Origin of the sequence: Muricomes intestini (genome assembly GCF_004346165.1) — a bacterium.
In the GTDB taxonomy this organism is placed as follows: Bacteria; Bacillota; Clostridia; order Lachnospirales; family Lachnospiraceae; genus Muricomes; species Muricomes intestini.
In genome coordinates this window covers 1-20,658 of sequence record NZ_SLZZ01000020.1, presented here as the reverse complement: position 1 = coordinate 20,658, position 20,658 = coordinate 1, and the positions used below count along the sequence as shown (strand labels likewise).

22 protein-coding genes are annotated in these 20,658 nt (G+C 44.9%); 20 read left to right on the top strand and 2 right to left on the bottom strand.

All coding sequences use genetic code 11. The annotated features are described in order from the left end of the window. Positions 1-63: 63 nt before the first annotated feature. Complete coding sequence (locus EDD59_RS12935; RefSeq protein WP_132382540.1) at positions 64-1,728, top strand: glycoside hydrolase family 13 protein; 1,665 nt, start codon at positions 64-66, stop codon at positions 1,726-1,728. Between the two features lie 15 nt (positions 1,729-1,743). On the opposite strand, the gene EDD59_RS12930 is transcribed toward EDD59_RS12935, so the two are convergent. Beyond that, positions 1,744-2,370, bottom strand: a complete 627-nt coding sequence (locus tag EDD59_RS12930; protein ID WP_132382538.1) for a glycerol-3-phosphate acyltransferase — start codon at positions 2,368-2,370, stop codon at positions 1,744-1,746. A 144-nt stretch (positions 2,371-2,514) separates the two neighbouring features. Next, positions 2,515-2,943, bottom strand: a complete 429-nt coding sequence (locus EDD59_RS12925; protein ID WP_132382536.1) for a helix-turn-helix domain-containing protein — start codon at positions 2,941-2,943, stop codon at positions 2,515-2,517. A 442-nt stretch (positions 2,944-3,385) separates the two neighbouring features. On the opposite strand from EDD59_RS12925, the gene EDD59_RS18670 reads away from it, so the two are divergent. The 19 genes from EDD59_RS18670 to EDD59_RS12830 all read left to right on the top strand — a co-directional run bounded on the left by EDD59_RS18670 (position 3,386) and on the right by EDD59_RS12830 (position 20,226). Next, a complete protein-coding gene (locus EDD59_RS18670) occupies positions 3,386-3,514 on the top strand; it encodes a DUF4256 domain-containing protein (protein ID WP_279233362.1) in 129 nt (42 codons plus the stop codon). 2 nt (positions 3,515-3,516) lie between these two features. Next, complete coding sequence (locus EDD59_RS12915; protein ID WP_132382534.1) at positions 3,517-4,725, top strand: glycosyltransferase family 4 protein; 1,209 nt, start codon at positions 3,517-3,519, stop codon at positions 4,723-4,725. A 105-nt stretch (positions 4,726-4,830) separates the two neighbouring features. Next, the gene (locus EDD59_RS12910) at positions 4,831-5,475 is read left to right on the top strand and encodes a PHP domain-containing protein (RefSeq protein ID WP_132382532.1); all 645 of its coding nucleotides are present in this window, start codon (positions 4,831-4,833) and stop codon (positions 5,473-5,475) included. Positions 5,476-5,518: 43 nt separating this feature from the next. Beyond that, positions 5,519-6,352, top strand: a complete 834-nt coding sequence (locus tag EDD59_RS12905; RefSeq protein ID WP_132382530.1) for an aldo/keto reductase — start codon at positions 5,519-5,521, stop codon at positions 6,350-6,352. 274 nt (positions 6,353-6,626) lie between these two features. Then, entirely contained in the window at positions 6,627-8,123 is a 1,497-nt protein-coding gene (locus EDD59_RS12900) for a YjjI family glycine radical enzyme (RefSeq protein WP_132382528.1), read from the top strand. Next, positions 8,120-8,974: a YjjW family glycine radical enzyme activase gene (locus EDD59_RS12895; protein WP_132382526.1), complete on the top strand. Its 855-nt coding sequence runs from the start codon at positions 8,120-8,122 to the stop codon at positions 8,972-8,974. The genes EDD59_RS12900 and EDD59_RS12895 overlap by 4 nt, the downstream gene beginning before the upstream one ends. An 80-nt stretch (positions 8,975-9,054) precedes the next feature. Next, positions 9,055-10,116 carry a BMP family ABC transporter substrate-binding protein gene (locus EDD59_RS12890; RefSeq protein ID WP_132382524.1) on the top strand — a complete coding sequence of 354 codons (1,062 nt, stop codon included), beginning with the start codon at positions 9,055-9,057 and terminating at the stop codon, positions 10,114-10,116. Between the two features lie 23 nt (positions 10,117-10,139). After that, complete coding sequence (locus EDD59_RS12885; RefSeq protein ID WP_132382522.1) at positions 10,140-11,675, top strand: ABC transporter ATP-binding protein; 1,536 nt, start codon at positions 10,140-10,142, stop codon at positions 11,673-11,675. Beyond that, positions 11,668-12,795, top strand: coding sequence for an ABC transporter permease (locus EDD59_RS12880; protein ID WP_132382520.1), 1,128 nt, complete (start codon positions 11,668-11,670; stop codon positions 12,793-12,795). The genes EDD59_RS12885 and EDD59_RS12880 overlap by 8 nt, the downstream gene beginning before the upstream one ends. Beyond that, complete coding sequence (locus EDD59_RS12875; protein ID WP_132382518.1) at positions 12,785-13,705, top strand: ABC transporter permease; 921 nt, start codon at positions 12,785-12,787, stop codon at positions 13,703-13,705. The genes EDD59_RS12880 and EDD59_RS12875 overlap by 11 nt, the downstream gene beginning before the upstream one ends. Positions 13,706-13,721: 16 nt before the next feature. Further along, entirely contained in the window at positions 13,722-14,438 is a 717-nt protein-coding gene (locus EDD59_RS12870; RefSeq protein ID WP_132382516.1) for a Crp/Fnr family transcriptional regulator, read from the top strand. A gap of 18 nt (positions 14,439-14,456) precedes the next feature. Continuing rightward, positions 14,457-15,251 (top strand): uridine phosphorylase, encoded by a 795-nt coding sequence (gene udp / locus EDD59_RS12865; protein ID WP_132382514.1) that lies wholly within the window; start codon positions 14,457-14,459, stop codon positions 15,249-15,251. Further along, positions 15,239-15,658 (top strand): cytidine deaminase, encoded by a 420-nt coding sequence (gene cdd, locus EDD59_RS12860; RefSeq protein ID WP_132382512.1) that lies wholly within the window; start codon positions 15,239-15,241, stop codon positions 15,656-15,658. The genes udp and cdd overlap by 13 nt, the downstream gene beginning before the upstream one ends. A 235-nt stretch (positions 15,659-15,893) precedes the next feature. Beyond that, positions 15,894-16,298 carry a Fur family transcriptional regulator gene (locus tag EDD59_RS12855; RefSeq protein WP_132382510.1) on the top strand — a complete coding sequence of 135 codons (405 nt, stop codon included), beginning with the start codon at positions 15,894-15,896 and terminating at the stop codon, positions 16,296-16,298. Positions 16,299-16,515: 217 nt separating this feature from the next. Then, on the top strand, positions 16,516-17,499 hold the full coding sequence (locus EDD59_RS12850) for a metal ABC transporter substrate-binding protein (RefSeq protein ID WP_132382508.1): 984 nt from the start codon (positions 16,516-16,518) through the stop codon (positions 17,497-17,499). Positions 17,500-17,531: 32 nt separating this feature from the next. Beyond that, a complete protein-coding gene (locus tag EDD59_RS12845; RefSeq protein WP_132382506.1) occupies positions 17,532-18,197 on the top strand; it encodes a metal ABC transporter ATP-binding protein in 666 nt (221 codons plus the stop codon). Beyond that, positions 18,194-19,009 carry a metal ABC transporter permease gene (locus tag EDD59_RS12840; protein ID WP_132382503.1) on the top strand — a complete coding sequence of 272 codons (816 nt, stop codon included), beginning with the start codon at positions 18,194-18,196 and terminating at the stop codon, positions 19,007-19,009. The genes EDD59_RS12845 and EDD59_RS12840 overlap by 4 nt, the downstream gene beginning before the upstream one ends. Positions 19,010-19,355: 346 nt before the next feature. Beyond that, positions 19,356-19,586, top strand: coding sequence for a VOC family protein (locus tag EDD59_RS12835; RefSeq protein ID WP_207670407.1), 231 nt, complete (start codon positions 19,356-19,358; stop codon positions 19,584-19,586). A 49-nt stretch (positions 19,587-19,635) separates the two neighbouring features. Next, entirely contained in the window at positions 19,636-20,226 is a 591-nt protein-coding gene (locus EDD59_RS12830) for an HD domain-containing protein (protein ID WP_132382500.1), read from the top strand. Positions 20,227-20,658: the final 432 nt, after the last annotated feature.

Here is a 20,658-nt window from a genome sequence, read left to right as displayed (position 1 = left end):
AATATAACTTATGCGCATAAGTTATATTATGAAGAGACTTTAGGAAGAACGAGGTATAAGAGAATGAAAAAGAGATGGTGGCTTGATAAGGTTGCATATCAGATTTATCCCAAAAGTTTTAAGGATACCAATGGGGACGGCATTGGCGATCTGCGTGGAATTATTGAAAAACTGGATTATCTGAAGGAACTGGGAATTGATATTATCTGGATATCTCCGGTTTATCAGTCTCCTTTTGTAGATCAAGGATATGATATCTCCGATTATTATAAGATAGCTGAACAGTTTGGGACTATGGAAGACTTTGATGAGCTTCTGGCTGAAGCGAAAAAACGCAATATGGAGATTATCATGGATCTTGTTATTAACCATACATCTGACCAGCATGAATGGTTTCAGAAAGCGCTGGCGGATCCGACGGGAAAGTACGGGGACTATTATTATTTCCGCAAGGGAGTAAATGGAAAGGTGCCATCCAACTACCGCTCTTATTTTGGAGGCAGCACATGGGAGCCGGTACAGGGGAGGGATCTATACTATCTGCACGCCTTTGCAAAGGAGCAGCCGGATCTTAACTGGGAAAATCCAGAAGTGAAAAAAGAGCTTTTTGACATGGTCAACTGGTGGCTTGACAAAGGAATTGCAGGCTTTCGTATTGATGCGATTATTAATATAAAAAAACACCCTGAGTTACCTTCTTATGAGCCGGACGGTGATGATGGGCTGGCAGATTTTACGACTATGATAGCAGATACAGAAGGGGTAGGGGAACTGCTGGAAGAGCTAAAAACGAACACCTTCGATAAATATGGTGCCTTTACAGTAGGGGAAGTCTTTAATATGCAGGAGGATAAACTAAGGGAATTTATCGGAGATGAGGGGCACTTTTCCACCATGTTTGATTTTTCCGGAGAGGTGCTCACAAAAGGCGGGCACGGCTGGTATGACTCTCCAAAGCATGACTTTAAAAAGTGGAGGGACATGGTTTTCAAAACTCAGTTAAAGGCACAGGGAATTGGCTACTATGCCAATATTATTGAAAATCACGATGAGCCAAGAGGTGCTTCCAGATATCTGCCGGAGGGTCTCCGCAATCCAAAAGGGATTAAAATGCTGGCCTGCGTCAATTTATTTCTCCGGGGAATACCTTTTATCTATCAGGGACAGGAAATCGGTATGCAAAACTTTACGGCTGCCGACATATCAGAATTTGATGATATAAATACGAAAGACGAATATCGACGGGCCATAGATGCCGGACTGAATAAAGCGCAGGCCCTGGCAGTCTGTAATGAACGCAGCCGTGACCATGCCCGTACGCCGATGCAGTGGAATAATGCTGATAATGCCGGATTTACTAAGGGTACGCCCTGGCTAAAAGTGAATAAAAATTATCAGGAAATAAATGTGAATAGGGAAGAAAAAGATCCGGAATCTGTCTTGAATTTTTATAAGGAAGCTATCCGGCTGCGGAAAAGCGAAGCGTATAAGGAAGTGTTTGCCACCGGTGAAATTGTTCCCCGCTTTACGGAGTTTGATAAGGTCTTCGCTTATGAAAGAATACTGGAAAATAAGCACATACTGATTGCTGCCAATTTTGGAGCTGAGGAAGTACATTTAGATCAAGAATGGAAAGAAGGTACGCTTCTGCTGTCCAACAGTCATTTTAGCAATAATAGAAAAGAAATTAAGTTGAGTTCCGGGGAGGCAGCAATTATTCTGTTGTAAGAGAAGCTTTCTTCATTAACGCTCTCCGTGTTGTTTCTTATTTTTTATCCATTTCAGTAAATGCATTTTTTTCTCTTCCCCGCGGCGTATTCGCCTCAGTCCTTTGCAATGCCGCAAAAACATTATTACAGTACAAAGTCCTATCAGCACTCCAGATTCCGGCCCGAAATAAATAAAGGCAAGAGGAATGAAAGCAAGGGGAATCAATACTGCACCAAGAGGGAGATAGCCCGTGATCAGTACGGCCAGAAATCCTACGATGTTTGCCGCAAGGCCCCATAGGGGTGAAATAATAAATATTGACACACAGGTAACAGCCACACCCTTTCCTCCCCGAAAGTGCTTCCATATGGGAAAATTGTGACCCAGGACAACGCCCATCATAGCGTAGAACATCGACAAAGCATGTAAAGAGGGGAATAAAGCACGGCAGAGGAACAAAGCAGCTGCTGTTTTTGCACAGTCACCTGCAAGTACAATAATCCCCGGCTTGAAGCCAAGTTCCCTCATGACATTTGCCATGCCGGGATTTTTGCTCCCCATATCATCCGGTCTGACGCCGGCCACATGCCGTGTCACGATCTCTGCGGTCAATATAATACCAAAACAATAGCCTATTAACAGGCATAAAACACGCTGCATGTTTTACATCTCCTTCCTTTACATTTACTTTTTATAGAGCGTTTCAAAGGTTATATCCAGGCTCTTGGTAAATTGCTCAAGGAATTTCCACTCATAGCCCTTGGCCTCTCTCTGGAGCTTAAAAACCCCTCTTTAACTTCTGTTTCATCTGGCCGGGCGGGCAAGGGAATGATTGCTCTTCTGATATTCGGGGATTCTGGATAACAATTCAACTTGCTCTATAGCTTTGAGCTGCCCTTTTTTGTTGAGCATGTCAAAATATATTTTTATCATGTCAATGCCCATACCATCTTTTTCGTCATTCAAGATTCCTTCAAGTTTTTTATCCATTAAGCTTAATTCACCAGATTCGTCAGGAAAATCAGTGGCATCAAATAGTTCATCTTCTAAAAATTCAGCGGGTGTAACGTTTAAAGCGTTAGCAATTTTTTTTAAAGTTTCAATTTTGGGGTTTCTAACTCTGTTTTCATATTGTGCTATTTGCTGCTGCGATATACCGACACGCTTTCCGAGTTGTCCTTGTGATAATTTGGCTTGTTTTCGTGCCTGTTTTATTCTTTCCCCTGTATTCACTTAATCACCCACTTTCTTATTAAACAATAACATGATACCAGGGTCAAAAGGTCATGCTTTTTCATGCTTGCATGAAAAAGCATGACTTTGGGACCCGTAAAACATGAGAAAGTAGCCCGAGCAGGGCGGATTTCGAATGTTTTTAGGATTGCGGGAGCACAAAGTGCGTAGCAATCCGTAGGTATCAGGGGTCAAAATACCTTTTGACCCCTACACCATAACATATTTAAATTAGAAATAAAAGCAAAAGTTTGTATAAATAATTGACACAAGCACATACATGTTATATTATACATTTAACAAGCAAATGATTTTATTCCCGCGAGCAACGAGCCAAGCGGGAATAAAATGTAAAGGGTGCGGAAATGGCACTTTATACATAGTAGAAACAGCGGAAATTCGTTGAAAAAACTACGGAAAACCTATAGAATTACTTGAAACATTGAAAACACGTTTTGTGGCAAACGTGCCCCGTCACGAGGAGCTTATATGGAGTAAAGTGCTGGAGAAGCTCGAAGTAAGACCTGAAAAACTGTGGTCATTGAATGAGATGGAGCCAACTGGAGACTGAAGATGAAAATTTTAAGCATATCCGCGCAGAAGCCTGACAGCACAGGAAGCGGAATCTACCTGCTGGAGTTGGTGAGGGGATTTCATACACTTGGAAGTCCCCAGGCCGTATCCGCCGGAGTGTACAAAGAAGATTCGATCGTATTTCCTGAGGGGGTTCAGTTTTACCCGGTTTACTATTGTACGGGTGACATTCCCTTTGCTATTCCGGGTATGTCGGATGAGATGCCATATAAAAGTACAGTATATGGGAAAATGACAGCGGATATGGTGGATAAATTTCGGGATGGGGCCATGAAGCAGGTGCGAAAGGCTGTGGAAGAATTTGCGCCGGATGTTATTTTATGTCATCATCTTTACCTTCTGACAGCCTGGGTCAGAGAGGCTTTTCCGGACCATAAAGTGGCAGGTATCTGCCATGGCACCGACATAAGGCAGATGTTGAAAACTGAGCTTCAGCGGGGCTATGTAAGAGAACAAATACAAAAGCTTGACATTGTGTTTGCCCTGCAGGGTGAACTGAAAGAGAAGATTGAGAAAGTCTACGGGTATCCCTCCCGGAAGATTCGTGTAGTTGGAATCGGATATAACAGCCGGATATTTTACAGGAAAAAAGATAAAAAAGGACGAAAAAAAGGAGACAGGATACAGCTCATTTTTGCAGGTAAGCTGGCAGGAAAAAAGGGAGTCATGAGTCTGATCAGAAGCCTTGAGTATTTGGAATATGGAGAATCCGAATTGGTGCTCAAGCTGGCGGGAGGCTATGGAAATCAAAGGGAATATGAAGAAATCTGCCGGCTTGCGGAGACATGTAAATACCCGGTACTTATGCTGGGAAAGCTGTCGCAGAAGCAGCTGGCAGCTGAGTTCAGGGACAGTGATATTCTTGTACTGCCGTCCTTTTATGAAGGTCTGCCGTTGGTTCTGATGGAGGCCTTGGCGTGCGGCCTAAAAGTGGTGTCGACAGACTTGCCGGGAATTCGGCAGTGGATGGAGTCCTGCGCTCCAGGAAATGGAATCCTGTTTGTAGAGCCTCCTGAAACAGAAAATGCAGATGATGTGCCTGAAGCAGAGCTTCCCAGATTTGAACGACGTTTGTCAGCTGCCCTTCTAAAAGCAGTGAAAGATAGGGAAACAACCGAAGTCCGGCTGGAGCATCTTTCATGGGAATCAGTCAGCCGGATAATCTGGGAACAGCTTCGCGACATATAGAAAATGGCTATAAATAAAATACATTTATTCAAAAATCCAATTAGCAATGGAAGCCGAATGATGATACGATTTGTGCATAGGAAAAAGGAAACAGGAGGTATTTAAATGTTTATTGATCTTCATATGCACGAGATGACATATTCAAAGGACAGCCTTCTTGCTCTTGAAGAAATTGTGGATATAGCGAGAGTCAGAGGGCTGCAGGGCATTTGTATTACAGACCACGATAGTATGGGACTTAAGGAGTATGCTGCACAGTATTCGGAGAAAACCGGTTTCCCTATTTTCGTCGGAATAGAGTATTTCTCACTTCAGGGGGACATTGTAGCATTTGGAATTGATGAATATCCCAGAGAGCGGATTGATGCCCAGAAGTTCATTTCTTATGTGAAAAAGCAGGGAGGTATCTGTTTCAGTGCCCACCCATTTAGGAATAATAACCGAGGGCTGGGTGAGAGGCTAAACGAGCTGGAAGGACTTGACGGGGTAGAAGTATTAAATGGCAGTACCGATATAGAGGCCAACCAGAAAGCGGCAGATTATGCAAACCGGCTTGGTCTTGTGAGCGTAGGGGCAAGTGACTGTCATGTTCCGGAAAAAGTGGGAATTTATGCAACCTATTTTCCGGAAAAGGTAAGGACGTTGGAAGAATTTATTGCAGTATTTAAACGGGGCGGTTGCCGGCCTGCATATTATAAACATGGAAAATACTATCTATGGGATATGCCAAAGGCTGCTGCGGCCGTGTAACTATTAAAAGGATAACGCAGAGGGTGCAGAAATGAGGTAAAAGATGATTGAAGAAAAAGTATTAAATGACGGATTGAGAATACCGCTTATTGGTTTTGGCACGTATGAGCTTAACGGGGAAAGGGGTGTTACATCTATCAAAGCCGCTGTTGATGCCGGTTACCGGTTAATTGACAGTGCATTCAATTATGAGAATGAGGGAGCGGTTGGAAAGGCTGTAAGGGAATGCTCTGTCCCCAGAGAAAAACTGCTTATTACATCAAAGCTTCCCGGACGTCATCATGCTTACAATGAGGCACTGCAGACAATTGAGGAATCCCTGTACCGGGCAGGTCTGGATTATTATGACTTGTATTTAATACACTGGCCAAATCCTAAAACTGACCGGTATGTAGACGCATGGCAGGCAATGCTTGAGGCAAAAAAACGAGGACTGATAAGATCTGCCGGAGTCTGCAATTTTCTGCCGGAGCATTTAGAGAGGCTGGAGAAAGAGACCGGTGTTCTGCCAAGTGTGAATCAGATTGAGCTCCATCCCTATTTCAATCAGGAGGAGGCGCGTAACTGGAATACAGCGCACGGTATATTGACAGAAGCATGGAGTCCTCTGGGAAGAGGAAATGAAATCCTGATGAATGAGGTAATCCAAGAGATAGCGGCAGCGCACACAAAAACAGTTTCACAGGTAATACTGCGCTGGCATATCCAGATGGGAACACTGCCAATCCCTAAGGCTGCTTCCCTGCAGCATCAAGTGGAAAATATTTCAATCTTTGATTTTGCATTGACGGAGGATGAAATTGCTACGATATGCAGACTGACACGGTCCGACGGGCGCTTAAATAATCAGGATCCAAGCTCATACGAGGAGTTTTAACCGAAATATAGTCAATAATAATACAAGAACACAAGAACACAAGAGGCCGCCTGATGTCTGACTGGGCGGCCCTTTGTGTGATATCTCAAACTGCAACTTTTTCTGGTGTTTTCACTAATTTACTATTATGATAAAGGTATACTTTTCACAAATTGATTCTGACTCCTCTAAAAAGGACAAATGTCCTTTAATTTGTGCTTTTAAAAGTTATAATTGGCTTATGGAACTTGAAAAAGAGATATTAGACCACAAATCAATGGAGAGGTGAAGATTTATGAATACAACATTAGATATTGTGACATCGAAAGGACTTACTTATGAGCAAAAGGTTGTTGCTCTGGCACATGCTGCGGAGGACAGTCTGGAGATTTTAAACATACCGGAGAAAACCCGGCATTATATGGATATAGGTGCCATCTGTGATTTGAGTGAAGGGCATGCACCTTACCGCCCCCGGTATATCATGCCGGACTATGAGAAGGCTATCAGAGAAGGCTGTGAGTTCTTAAGACTTGACCCGCCGAAGGATTTGGATGAGCTGCTTTCTTTTCTGATGATTTTTTACCGACATGTGCCGTCCATCACAACATATCCCGTTTTTCTCGGAAACATAGATAAGATGATTGAGCCATTTTTAGACGGGATATCAGACGAGGAAGCGGCAAAGAAGATAAAGCTGTTTCTGATTTATCTGGACCGGACAATTACGGACGGTTTTTGCCATGCAAATCTGGGACCGGAAGAGACAAGAGCAGGGAGAATTATCCTGCAGCTGGAAAAGGAGCTGCAAAATGCGGTGCCAAATCTGACTTTAAAATATGACCCGGATGTCACACCGGATTCTTACGCTGAGTTGGCATTGTACACGTCCTTATTCTGTGCAAATCCGGCTATCTGCAACCACAAGATGCATAAAGACACATATGAAGACTATGGCGTTTCGAGCTGCTATAATATTCTGCCTATCGGAGGCGGCTCCTATACATTAACCAGAGTTGTACTGCCGAAGCTGGCGGAGGAAGCAACAGACAGGGAGCATTTTCTAAAGGAGCTTCTGCCTGACTGCCTGAAGCATATGGGGGACTATATGAATGAAAGAATACGTTTCCTGGTAGAAGAGTCCAATTTCTTTGAGAGTTCTTTTCTTGCAAGAGAAGGGTTTATAGACAGAAAGAAGTTTCTGGCCATGTACGGAGTAGTGGGACTTGCAGAGTGTACCAATATGCTGATGGATGACAAGAGCAAGACCTATGGGCACAGTCCTGAGGCAGATGATTTGGCTGAAGAGATCATGAACGTAATTTCAGATTACGCGGGGCACTCTGATGCATTATACTCTGAAGTTTTTGACGGACATTTCGCCCTGCATGCGCAGGTTGGCATTGATTCAGACCACGGTATTACTTCTGGGGTCAGGATTCCAGTAGGGGCAGAGCCGGACAGTATGTTTGACCACCTGCGCCACAGTGCAAGATTCCATAAATTCTTTCCCACAGGCTGTGCGGATATCTTTTCCTTTGACCCCACAGGCCGCAATAACCCGGCGGCAGTGCTGGATATTGTAAAGGGGGCATTTGAACTGGGCGATAAATATATCAGCTTTTATGCATCCGATAGTGATCTGGTGCGCATTACCGGATATCTGGTAAAACGAAGTGACATGGAGCACTATTACAAAGGTGAGGCGGTTTTACAGAACACTGTTCACCTGGGTGGGGACAACTACCGCAACGCACACCTGGAGAACCGAAAGGTCAGGGCCATCAGTTGAGAGCGCCGGTCAATAAAATCATACCTTTGAGCGTGGTGGACGGTCCGGGAAACCGCACTTCCATTTTTCTACAGAAATGCAATATCGCCTGTGCATACTGCCACAACCCGGAGACACAGAGAATGTGTATCGGGTGTGGAATTTGTGTGGATAAGTGCCCGGTGCAGGCCCTCACGCTTAAGAAGGGCGCAGGAGAGGGAAGACGCGGTGCAGTAATATGGGACGAGACAAAATGTATCCAATGTGATAACTGTATTCGTGTCTGTCCATATTCTGCTTCCCCAAAAATCCGTTATATGGAAGCGTCGGAGGTTTTTGAGCAGGTGAGTAAAAACATACCCTTTATCCGGGGAATCACTGTTTCCGGCGGTGAGTGCACCTTATACCCGGAATTTTTGACAGAGCTTTTTGAGCTGGTAAAGACCAAGGGACTAACCTGCTATATTGACAGCAATGGCTGTACGGATTTTTCAAGATATCCGGAATTGATGAAGTATTGTGATAAGGTCATGCTGGATGTGAAAGCCTGGGATAAAGAAGTATTTTACAGGCTGACACAGGGCGAAAATGATATTGTAAAGAAGAATCTGGTCTACCTGGCAGAAGAGCACAAGCTTGAAGAAGTCCGCATAGTATGTCTGGAGCCGGAGGTTGATGTGGAAGCCACAATCCGAGGCATCGCTGAAAATGTAGAAAAATACCTGAATCAATTTACCCTGAAGCTTATTGCGTTTAGAAATCATGGAGTTAGTACAAAGCTTAAGGACAGGGAAACGCCATCTTATGAAAAGATGAGAGAATGGGAAAGAATCGCCGGTTTATGCGGCTTTTCTAATATACGTATTGTCTAAGACAGTACAGGAAACCCCAAAAAAGCTCTGCTTTAAAAGCAAGGGCTCAACACAATTCAAGTTGAGGAGGAAACAACATTATGAAATTCAAAAAGGCATTGGCACTTGGGCTGGCAGCAGCTCTGACAATCTCACTGGCGGCATGCGGCGGCTCCAAGGGTGGGGACAAGGAGAAATCAGGCAGTGATTCATCAGAGAAAAAGAGTGACTACTCTGTAGCAATGATTACAGATACCGGCGGAATCAATGACCAGTCTTTTAATCAGTCTGCATGGGAAGGACTGCAGGAGTTAAGCGAAGAGACGGGGGCAGAGGTAAACTATATCGAGTCTAAGCAGGTCTCTGATTTTGTGACAAATCTGGAACGTCTCGGTGACAAAGGTGCAACTCTTCTGTGGGGTGTGGGCTATGCATGTGCGGACGCGATAGAAGAAGCTGCCCAGAGCAACCCGGACCTTCAGTATGCGATTGTGGACAACGCCTATGAGAATACGCCGGATAATGTAACAGGCGTAATGTTCCGCGCTCAGGAGCCTTCCTTTATGGTAGGCTATGTGGCAGGAAAGACTACAGAGACAAACCAGGTCGGTTTTGTCGGCGGAATCGCCTCAGGCCTGATTGACCAGTTCCAGTATGGGTATGAGGCAGGTGTGCAGTATGCTGCAAAAGAGCTGGGGAAGGATATTAAAGTGTCAGTACAGTATGCGGAGAGCTTCAGCGATGCTGCCAAAGGAAAAGCTATTGCGAGCAAAATGTATTCTGAAGGGTGCGATGTCGTATACCATGCGGCAGGCGGAAGCGGAACAGGCGTTATCGAGGCTGCAAAGGAAGCAGACAAGTGGGTGATTGGAGTTGACAGAGATCAGGCTTACCTTGCACCGGACAATGTGTTGACTTCAGCTCTGAAATTAGTTGGAAAAGCTGTAAAAGAAGTTTCCCTTGATGCAATGAACAGCGGGGAGATCGGCGGCCAGACACTGACCTACGGATTGAAGGAAGAGTGTGTGGGCATACCAGAGGAACACGGAAATATGCCGGAAGGCGTATACGAGGAAACTCTGGCAGTCGCAGACAAGATTAAGAGCGGTGAGCTCACAGCCCCATCTACAGAGGATGAATACAATGAATTTGTTGCAAAGTAGAACTCGCGAAAGGAGATAACAATATGGCTGGGGAAAGCAGCGAATACGCGGTGCAGATGCATGGAATCACAAAACGTTTCGGCTCTTTTTGTGCTCTGCAGGATATGAATCTGAATGTGAAAAAAGGCAGTATTCACTCCTTGCTGGGCGAGAACGGAGCAGGAAAAAGTACTCTTATGAACATCCTGTATGGTCTCTATCAGGCTGATGAAGGAGAAATCTTCATAAACGGAGAAAAAGTGGATATTAAAAATCCGAATGTGGCAATTGAACACGGGATCGGAATGGTTCATCAGCATTTTATGCTGGTCGATGACTTTACGGTGACACAAAATATCGTTCTGGGAAATGAAATCACATCCCATATGGGAATTGTAGATGCGAAAAAAGCCAGGAAGAAGATATTGGATATTGTAGAAAAATACGGCCTGGAAGTAGATCCGGATGCAAAAGTCAGTGATATCTCCGTCGGGATGCAGCAGAGAGTGGAGATTCTAAAAGCATTGTATCGGGGTGCTGAGCTGCTCATCCTGGATGAGCCCACAGCGGTGCTGACTCCCCAGGAAATTGATGATCTGATTTCCATTATGAATAATTTGGCAAAGGACGGCAAGGCCATTATTATTATTACGCACAAGCTAAAGGAAATCAAAGCTTCTTCTGACATCTGCACTATTATCCGCAGAGGAAGATATATTGACACACTCCTGGTCAAAGGGGTAACGGAAAATGAACTGGCAACATTGATGGTCGGACACGAGGTGAAGCTTGTCGTGGACAAGACCCCGGCAAATGCGGGGGAGGTTGTTTTTGAAATTAAAGATCTGATTGTGAAAAACGACAGGAAACTGGATGCAGTTAAAGGCTTAAGTCTGCAGGTACGAAAAGGCGAGATTGTGGGAATCGCAGGAATCGACGGCAACGGGCAGAGGGAACTGGTTGAGGCAATCAACGCTCTGACACCGGTTGCATCCGGTCACATCACTATCAATGGGAAGCCACTGGAAAATACTTCTCCAAGACAAGTTATCGACAGCGGTGTAAGTACTATACCTGAGGATCGGCAAAAGCGCGGGTTGGTATTGGATTTTTCGGTAAACGAGAACTGCGTCCTGGAGCAGTACAGAAGGACCCCATTCTCCAAAAAGGGAATTCTGCTCAAAAAAGAGATGGAAGAGTTTACAAAAGAACTGATTCAGGAATATGATGTCCGCCCCGAGGACTGTGGTTCCAGGAGGGCCGGAAGTCTTTCGGGAGGTAATCAGCAGAAAGTCATTATAGGACGGGAAATCGCCATGGATCCGGATATCTTGATTGCGGTACAGCCTACAAGAGGTCTGGACGTGGGGGCTATTGAGACAGTGCACAGGACATTAATCCGGGAACGAGATAAGGGAAAAGCAGTTCTCTTGATTTCTTTTGAGCTGGATGAAGTTATGAATGTTTCCGACACAATTGCGGTCATTTATGATGGAAAAATCCAGGATACTTTCAAACAGGGGACTGTGGACGAGAACACAATTGGTCTGCTGATGGCAGGAGGAAAAAATCATGGATAAAGCGGCAAAAATACTGAAGAAACCATTTACAATGACGTTGATAGCCATTTTCTTCGGCTTTCTCGTGGCGGGCATTATCCTCGCGGCCGCGGGATATCCGACCTTTCACTCTCTGTCCGTGCTGTTACAGGGAGTTTTCTCCGGTCCGAAGCACATTTCAAATGTAATTATTAAAAGTACACCGTTGATTTTGACCGGAATCGGTGTTGCTTTTGCCTTTCAAACAGGGTTGTTTAACATCGGTGCAGAAGGGCAGTTTATCATGGGGTGCGTTGCAGCGACTACAGTTGGAATCGTTTGTGATTTTCCACCTGTAATCCAGATTCCTCTTGTGCTTGCGGCCGGTGTGCTTGCAGGTGCAGTATTCGGGGGAATGGTAGGCTTCCTCAAGGCAAAATTTGGAATACATGAGGTGCTGACCAGTATTATGTTTAACTGGATTGCACTGTATTTTTCCAACTTTATCAGTGACTTGAAGCGGTTTCACAAACCGGACACCATGGGAACGTATGCAATTAATAAGTCTGGATATACAATGATTCTGGGAAGCTGGAAGACTACAAAGGAAGGAAAAGAGGTTCTTGTCAATAATGAGTTCCTTCGGGATACGCTTCTGAAAACGGATGTAAATGCAGGAATCCTTGCTGCGGTTGTGTTGGCCATTCTCGTATCTTTCCTGCTCTACAAGACTACGAAAGGCTTTGAACTCCGGGCTGTGGGCGCAAACCGTTTTGCAGCAGAATCGACCGGAATCGATGTAAATAAAAATATTCTTCACGCTATGATTATATCCGGTGGTATCTGCGGGCTGGCGGCAGCATTTTATATTACAGGGAATTCCCCTCATGGGATAGCAACTCTGGCAGCCTTTGAAAACACAGGCTTTAACGCTCTGGGTGTCTGCCTTATTGCGGCAAGCTCCCCGATAGGGTGTATTTTTGCGGGGCTACTGTTCGGAGGCCTTCTCTATGGAGGCCAGTCCCTGCAGTATGAAGTAGGTGCTCCGTCGGAGATTATTAACATTGTCATCGGAGTTGTTGTTTTCTTCGTTGCACTGACACACATCATTCCGCCGTTGGTGGACAGATTCTCTAAGGGAGGAAAAAATCATGCTAAGTAGTATTACTCTGTTTATCGGCATTACATTGATGTACTCCACTCCGCTGGCATTTGCCGCTCTGGGCGGGGTTGTCTCGGAGCGTTCTGGAGTGACTAACTTAGGAATTGAAGGAATGATGACAATCGGAGCTTTTACGGGGGCTACTGTAGGTTATTTTACAGGAAGTGCCTGGGGCGGGTTTCTGGCAGCAGGCGCGGCCGGCGGAATGATTGCCCTGCTGCATGCATTTGCGTCTATTACCTGCCGGGCCGACCAGACAATTTCCGGAATTGCAATCAACCTGATTGGTCCGGGGGTAGCGTTATTTATCTGCAGGATATTGTTTGATGGGGCAACCATGACGGTTCCGGTAACAAATAAAATCCCTAAGCTGTTCGGCAGTGCGGGCGGCAGTGGTGCCCTGAAAAATCTGAATGTGGACGTAACGGTCGTGGTTGCACTTGCCCTGGCTGTCCTGCTGTGGGTGTTTCTCTATAAAACGAAATGGGGGTTTCACATCCGTGCAGTGGGGGAGCACCCGGCAGCGGCAGATACGATGGGTATCCATGTGTATAGAATCCGCTATCTTTGTGTGATAGTTTCCGGGATCCTTGCCGGTTTCGGGGGGGCCTCCATGACACTTGCTATTATTCCTCAGTTTACACCGACGGCTATTAGCGGACAGGGGTTCATTGCCCTGGCGGCGGTGATTTTCGGAAAGTGGACACCTCACGGGGCTTACGGTGCCTGCCTGTTGTTCGGTGCTGCACAGGCACTTACGGTCATCCTTGGCGGCGGTTCCTTCCAGGTCCCTTCCGAGATACTGGCAATGCTGCCATATGTCATTACGATTATCATTCTCATTCTTTTTGTAGGGCGCTCTGCAGCTCCGAAAGCAAGCGGGCAGCCCTATGAAAAAGGAGAAAGATAAAAAGAGGGGGAGGCGGATGAGCGAAGTTACTGAACTGATTAATGGGCTGCATACAAAGGAAAGAGATTACCTGAATAATTACCTGGCAAATGCACCAAAGTGGCTTATGGAGTCATTTCAGATTGTCCGCATGAAGAAGAATACAGCATTTATTCATGAAAATGCTCATGTGGATACGGTGTTTATCCTGGTGGAGGGCCTTGTAAAGGCAACAGATTACCGTGTCTATGAAATCGTTTATGATTATGCCAGGTTTTATCCGGTAGAAGCCTTCGGCGCTATGGAGTTTCTGATGGGCTACGAGAAGTATAAGACAACTCTGGTTACGGAGACGGATTGCTGTTTTCTGCGCGTCTCCAAGGACCAGTTTGCAAAATGGATGCTGACAGATATCCATGCGGTTCTTGAGCAGGTAAAAGCAATGGGCCGGCATCTGCTGGAACAGGTAAGAAAAGAGCGCCTGTTTCTCCTTCTGCAGGGAACAGACCGTATTTTTCTCCTGTTTCAGCAGTTTTATCAGGATATGGCATATCATAAGGTCTGCAAAATCCGTCTGTCAGGTAAAGAACTTTCCAATAGTACAGGACTTAGCCTTAAGACTGTCAACCGCTGTGTTAAGAAGATGGCGGAGAAGGGCTACATCTCAAAGGAGGGCAGAACCATTGTGATAGACTGGGAGCAGTACCTTAAGATTAAGGCGGTCATCGCGGAGAAAATTGATGAGGTAGAATAGCGGGAGGAAAAGTATAGTATGATCAATTATTCAGAAAAAGAAGGAAAGCAATATCACCTCCAGATAGGTTCAGGTGATGTAGGAAAATACGTGATTATGCCGGGAGATCCCAAACGGTGTGAGAAGATTGCCAAATATCTGGACAACCCGGTGCTTATAGCTGACAGCAGGGAGTATGTGACTTATACAGGTCTGCTGGATGGCGTGAAGGTTAGCGTGACTTCAACCGGAATCGGCGGTCCGTCCGCAGCGATAGCTATGGAAGAGCTGGTGATGTCGGGGGCAGATACATTTATTCGCATCGGGACAAGCGGAGGAATGGATGTTAATGTAAAGAGTGGGGATCTGGTGATTGCTAACGGGGCAATCCGCATGGAGGGAACAAGTAAGGAGTACGCTCCGATTGAGTATCCTGCTGTCCCGGACTTTGATGTGACAAATGCGCTCGTAAAGGCCGCAAAAAAGTTAGAAAAACCTTATCACGTGGGTGTGGTACAGTGCAAGGATTCCTTCTACGGACAGCACTCACCGGAGACGAAACCGGTAGGCTATGAGCTGATGAGTAAGTGGGACGCATGGGTGAAACTTGGCTGTAAGGCATCAGAGATGGAATCCGCGGCGCTGTTTATCGTTGCCAGTTATCTGAAGGTGCGAGCCGGCTCGGTATTCCTCGTCTTGGCAAACCAGGAGAGGGCAAAGGCCGGCCTGGATAATCCTGTTGTCCATGATACCGATGCGGCAATCCGTGTGGCAGTGGAGGCTGTAAGAGAACTGATAAATGAAGAAAGGGGGGGCATAAGATGTTGCCGGTAAAAGAATTAATTGAACAGGCATTTGATGCAATGAGCTATGCATACACACCGTACTCGCGTTTTAAAGTAGGGGCAGCTCTCCTGGCAAAGAACGGTGAGATTTACCAGGGCTGTAATATTGAAAATGCGGCATATACCCCCAGCAACTGCGCAGAGCGCACTGCATTCTTTAAAGCGGTGAGTGCGGGAGTGAAAGAATTTGAGGGAATCTGTATCGTCGGAGGACAGGGCGGAACCGTGACCGAGCTCACGGCACCCTGCGGCGTATGCAGGCAGGTGATGATGGAATTCTGCAATCCAAAAGAATTTCAGATTATCCTAGCCACAGATATAGAGAATTATAAGATATTCAAATTGGAAGAGCTGCTCCCTATGGGGTTTGGCCCTGAAAACCTTGCCCTTCATTAGTCGGTTCGGCCATCTCAAGCCTTGCTTTTTTCTCTTTTTCTGTTCTTTTTTTCTCTCTTTTTAGCAGTTCCGATGTTCAATTCAGTAATCAATCCATTATAAAAACCAGATTTATAGAGGCTGAGGTGCCCGGCCTTTTAGAAAGAAATGTATAAAATAAAGATGAAACCTTGACGATAACAAGGAATGTGATATAATATGAAAATAGTTTTCAAATTCATTTTGTGGGTGAAGTATGACTGAAAAAGGTAAATATAATACAAAGCAGCAGACAATAATATTGCGTTGTCTAAAACGAAATAAAGAAATGTTCTGTACAGTAGATCAGTTTATGGAATCTTTTCGCATAGAAGGAGTCCATATCGGCAGGACCACTGTATACCGTGCTTTAGAGCGTCTACATAAAGACGGCATCGTTTTGAAAATTCCCTCTGTGGAAGGAGCACCTGCACAATATCGTTTTATAGAGGAATATAAAAGAAAGAATTATGGTAAGCTTGTTTGTTTGAAGTGTGGCCGTTCAATACCGCTGCAGTGTGGCTGCATTGATACCTTTTTTGACCATATCTTAGAAGCGCATAAGTTTGAACTGGATCAGGGACATACGATCCTGTATGGATACTGTGAAGAATGCAGATAAAATAGTTTATAAGGCTAATTATTATATTGAATGGAGCGAAAAAGAGAAGGGGAGTACGGCTTTTATATAGTGCAGGCTGTTCTGCCCGTTATCTATTCTCTTATTCAAAGAGAAACGCTCATATCTAACCAGGTAGGCTGAATGATTGAATCAGCAGACGCCAGGATCTGTTCTGTAACAGAAACGTTCACTCAAACTACATAAGGAGGATTTTAACATGAAAAAATCAGTGCATATTCTATTGACAGCGTTGATTGTTTCTTGTGTTTGTGCTGCGTGCGGAACACAGAAAACGGCAGCGGTTGAGAAAGGGAAAAATGCTGTGGAGGAAAAGCAGTCCGTGTCGGACAGCAGCAAGCTGAAGGTCATGGCCAGCTTTTATCCAATGTATGATTTCGCCCAAAAGGTTGGCGGGGACAAAGTAGAAGTAACTAATATGGTGCCGGCAGGAACGGAACCACACGATTGGGAGCCTGCGGCTGCGGATATTAAAGACCTGGAGGAGGCAGACGTCTTTGTTTACAACGGTGCAGGGCTGGAGCACTGGGTGGAAGATGTGCTGGATTCTCTGGATAATAAGGATTTGACAGTGGCAGAAGCGTCGAAAGACCTTGAACTTATGGAAGGGCATCATCACGAGGAAGAAGAGGAAGCAGAACATGAGGAAGAGGGTACGGGTTATGATCCTCATGTATGGCTCAGTCCGATAAATGCTAAAGTTGAAATGGAAAACATAAAAAATGCTTTGGCAGAGGCTGACCCGGAAAATGAAGGTTATTATACTGAAAATTATGAAAAATACGCTGCTGAATTTGACAAACTTGACACATCTTATAAAGAAGGGCTTGCAGACGCAAAGAGCAAGGATATTATCGCTGCACACGAGGCCTTTGGGTATCTTTGCAGTGCATATGATTTAAACCAGATTGGAATTGAAGGTCTTTCTCCTGATTCCGAACCTGACCCTGCGAGAATGAAGGAAATTATACAGTTTGCGGAAGAGAATGAAGTAAAGACCATTTTCTTTGAGGAACTGGTCAGCCCTAAGGTCGCGGAAACTATTGCGGATGAAATTGGGGCCAAGACGGAGGTGCTGAACCCGCTGGAGGGCTTAAGTGATGAAGAACTGAAGGCCGGGGAGGACTACTTTTCTGTTATGGAGACAAATTTAGAGACCTTAAAAGAGGCTTTGAATCAGTAAATTATGAAACGAAACTTGCAGGAGGATGACCTTTGAAAATCGTAAGCATCAAGGATCTGACATTCCGGTACGTGGATGTACCGGTTTTAAAGAAAGTAAATTTGGACATAAGACAGGGAGACTATGCCATTCTCACGGGGGAGAATGGAAGTGGGAAAAGTACATTGTTAAAGGTTTTGCTGGGGGAGTTAAGTCCCCAGCAGGGAACCGCAGAAGTTTTTGGAAAAGATCCTGTCCGGGGATTTGCGAGGATAAAGATAGGATATGTGCCTCAGAACAGTATTTACAGAAATCAGAGTTTCCCGGCCACAGTGGAAGAAATTATGATGACAGGATTGTATCAGCCTATCTGGAGAAGAAAATTTTCGGGAAAAATGTGCCGGAAACAGATTATGCATGCGCTGACAGAATTGGAAATGGAAGAGTTCTCTAAACATCGGATCGGAGAATTATCGGGTGGGCAGCAGCAGAGGGTTATGCTGGCCAGAGCGTTGGAAGGAAACCCGGAACTTTTGATATTGGATGAGCCGACAGCAGGTATGGATACGGTTTCGCTTAAATCTCTGTGCCAGGTGCTGGATAGACGGAACCGTGAACAGAAACTTACGATTATTATAGTCACTCATGGAAATACCGGGGACTTTGTGGGAGCAGGAAGGTTTCTGAAGGCAGAGGAAGGGAGGATTCTGGAATTATGAAGATCTTACAGTATGGTTTTATGCAGCGGGCTTTTCTGGTAGGAATACTTCTGGCGGTAATCACTCCCTGTATCGGTATCACGATTGTACTGAAGCGGACATCCATGATCGGCGATGCTCTTTCTCATGCCTCACTGGCAGGTGTGGCACTGGGGCTGCTTTTGGGAATCAACCCTGTGCTTGGGGCGGGAATAATCTGCATTATTGCAGCTCTTGGTATTGAGGGAATCCGTAAAAAAATACCCAGATATGCAGAGATGGCAATTGCGATTGTGATGTCCGCGGGAATTGGCCTTGCGGGGGTTCTGTCGGGGTTTGTGAAGAACGGGGCGAATTTTAACAGTTTTTTATTTGGAAGCATTGTATCTATCAGCCAAGGGGAGCTTCTCCTAGTTTGTATCGTTAGTGTATTCGTTCTTGTAATGCTTATGCTATTTTACAGAGAACTGTTTTATGTAGGGTTTGATGAAAACGCTGCACGGATTTCCGGTGTGCCGGTGCGCCGCATCAATTTTCTGTTTACGATCCTGACTGCTCTGACAGTTTCCATTGCATCCCGCACTGTGGGGGCGCTGATCGTATCCTCTATGTTGGTGGTGCCGGTTGCCTGTGGAATGCAGCTGGGAAAAAGTTATCGGAATACATTGCTCTCTGCAATTGCGGTGGCTTTGTCCACCACGGTTGCCGGTCTTTTTCTGTCCTATTATACCGGCCTGAAGCCGGGCGGGACCATTGTGCTATTGGAGGTGGCATGCTTTTTAATTCTTGCGGCGGTAAAGACTGTAAGAAACAGATTTGATGGCAGAAAATGAATTTGCTGTAACCAGGCTGCTTATTAGCAGTTCCTGCTGCATCACTATGTATTGCACAGTTCATCCGGCCTAAAGAAAGAATATTCTTAACAGAAAAAACAAAACAAAAGTTAATAATTTACTGCGTCTTCATAAGCCCTCTTGGTGCTTTCTTCCATTTGGCTAAGACGCTGCTTAATTTGATTATTTTCATCCCGCAGGTTTTGGGTTCCATACTAAATATATATATGCATAAGTTGTCTGTTATATGATTCGGAATTATGTACCTGCTTTACATTTGATGTGAGGAGATATTATAATAAGAATAAGAACGTAATCAGCTATGCAGCTGCTATGGAATCTGCAGTTGCAAAAAAACTATGTCCAGCAGAGGAGGTTGTGGTATGACAGAAACAATCCAAAAAAGGTAAGCTATCCAGAGGCATGTGGGCAGAGGCATCTTGCTTTTTATGTAGAGGATATGGATGCAGCAATAAAAGAGTTAAATAAAAAAGGTATCCAGACGGAGCTAGCAAGGAATGATGAGTTTACAGGTAAAAGGATAACTTTTCCAGTGACCCGGATAGACTCCCGTTAGAGCTGCATGGATAGATAACAGGCTAACAAAAGAAAGGCGGGCAATAATTATGGAAAGTAAAGTTACAAGAGAAGAAGCGTTTGAACTGCTTAAGAAATATAATAAAGAGGCATTTCACATTCAACATGCCCTTACAGTAGAAGGGGTTATGCGCTGGTATGCCAATGAACTGGGATACGGGGATGAGGCTGAATATTGGGCAATCACCGGGTTGCTGCATGATATTGATTTTGAACTTTACCCGGAGGAGCATTGCAAAAAGGCACCTGAGCTTTTGAGAGAAGGCCATGTGGGCGAAGATATGATTCATTCTGTCTGCTCTCACGGCTTTGGCATCTGCAGTGATGTTGAGCCGGTGCACGAGATGGAAAAGGTATTGTTTGCGGCAGATGAACTGACAGGACTGATTGGTGCTGCAGCTTTGATGCGCCCTTCAAAAAGTGTGATGGACATGGAAGTTCCCAGCGTCAAAAAGAAGTTCAAGGACAAAAAGTTTGCAGCCGGATGCTCCAGAGATGTTATCCGGCAGGGAGCCGAAAATCTAGGTTGGGAATTAAATGAATTGTTTGAAAAAACGATATTGGCCATGCGCTCTTGCGAAGAAAGCATTAGGTGCGAGATGGAAAAGTATAACTCATAAATCGCTCAAATACAATGTTACTGTTCACAGGCTATCTTGTAATAAAAGAACCAATGGTGTAAACTTATCTCAAAGTTAACCATCGGTTCTTTATCCTTCGAATATTTGCGATACGTTTTCGAAATAATCATATTCTGACCTTTCACGTATCATAAGTAACACGCTCATGCATTCGCAGAGAGCTTTGATTGATTCGAAACTCCGGAATGACACAGCCTGTACCTGCTTTCGTTTGTACTTTCTTAGAAGTCGTTCAGATAAATTGTTTGTTGTTGGAATCCGATGATCATGAAGGAATAGAAGGTGATTCTTCATATAGTTATCCATTCGAATGGATAGAGGGCGTAAATTTTTCTGTGTCTGGCAAGTCAAGAACTGCCTGATTTGAATTAAATATGTATTGGTTTTGATGTCGATTTAACTCGAAATTCC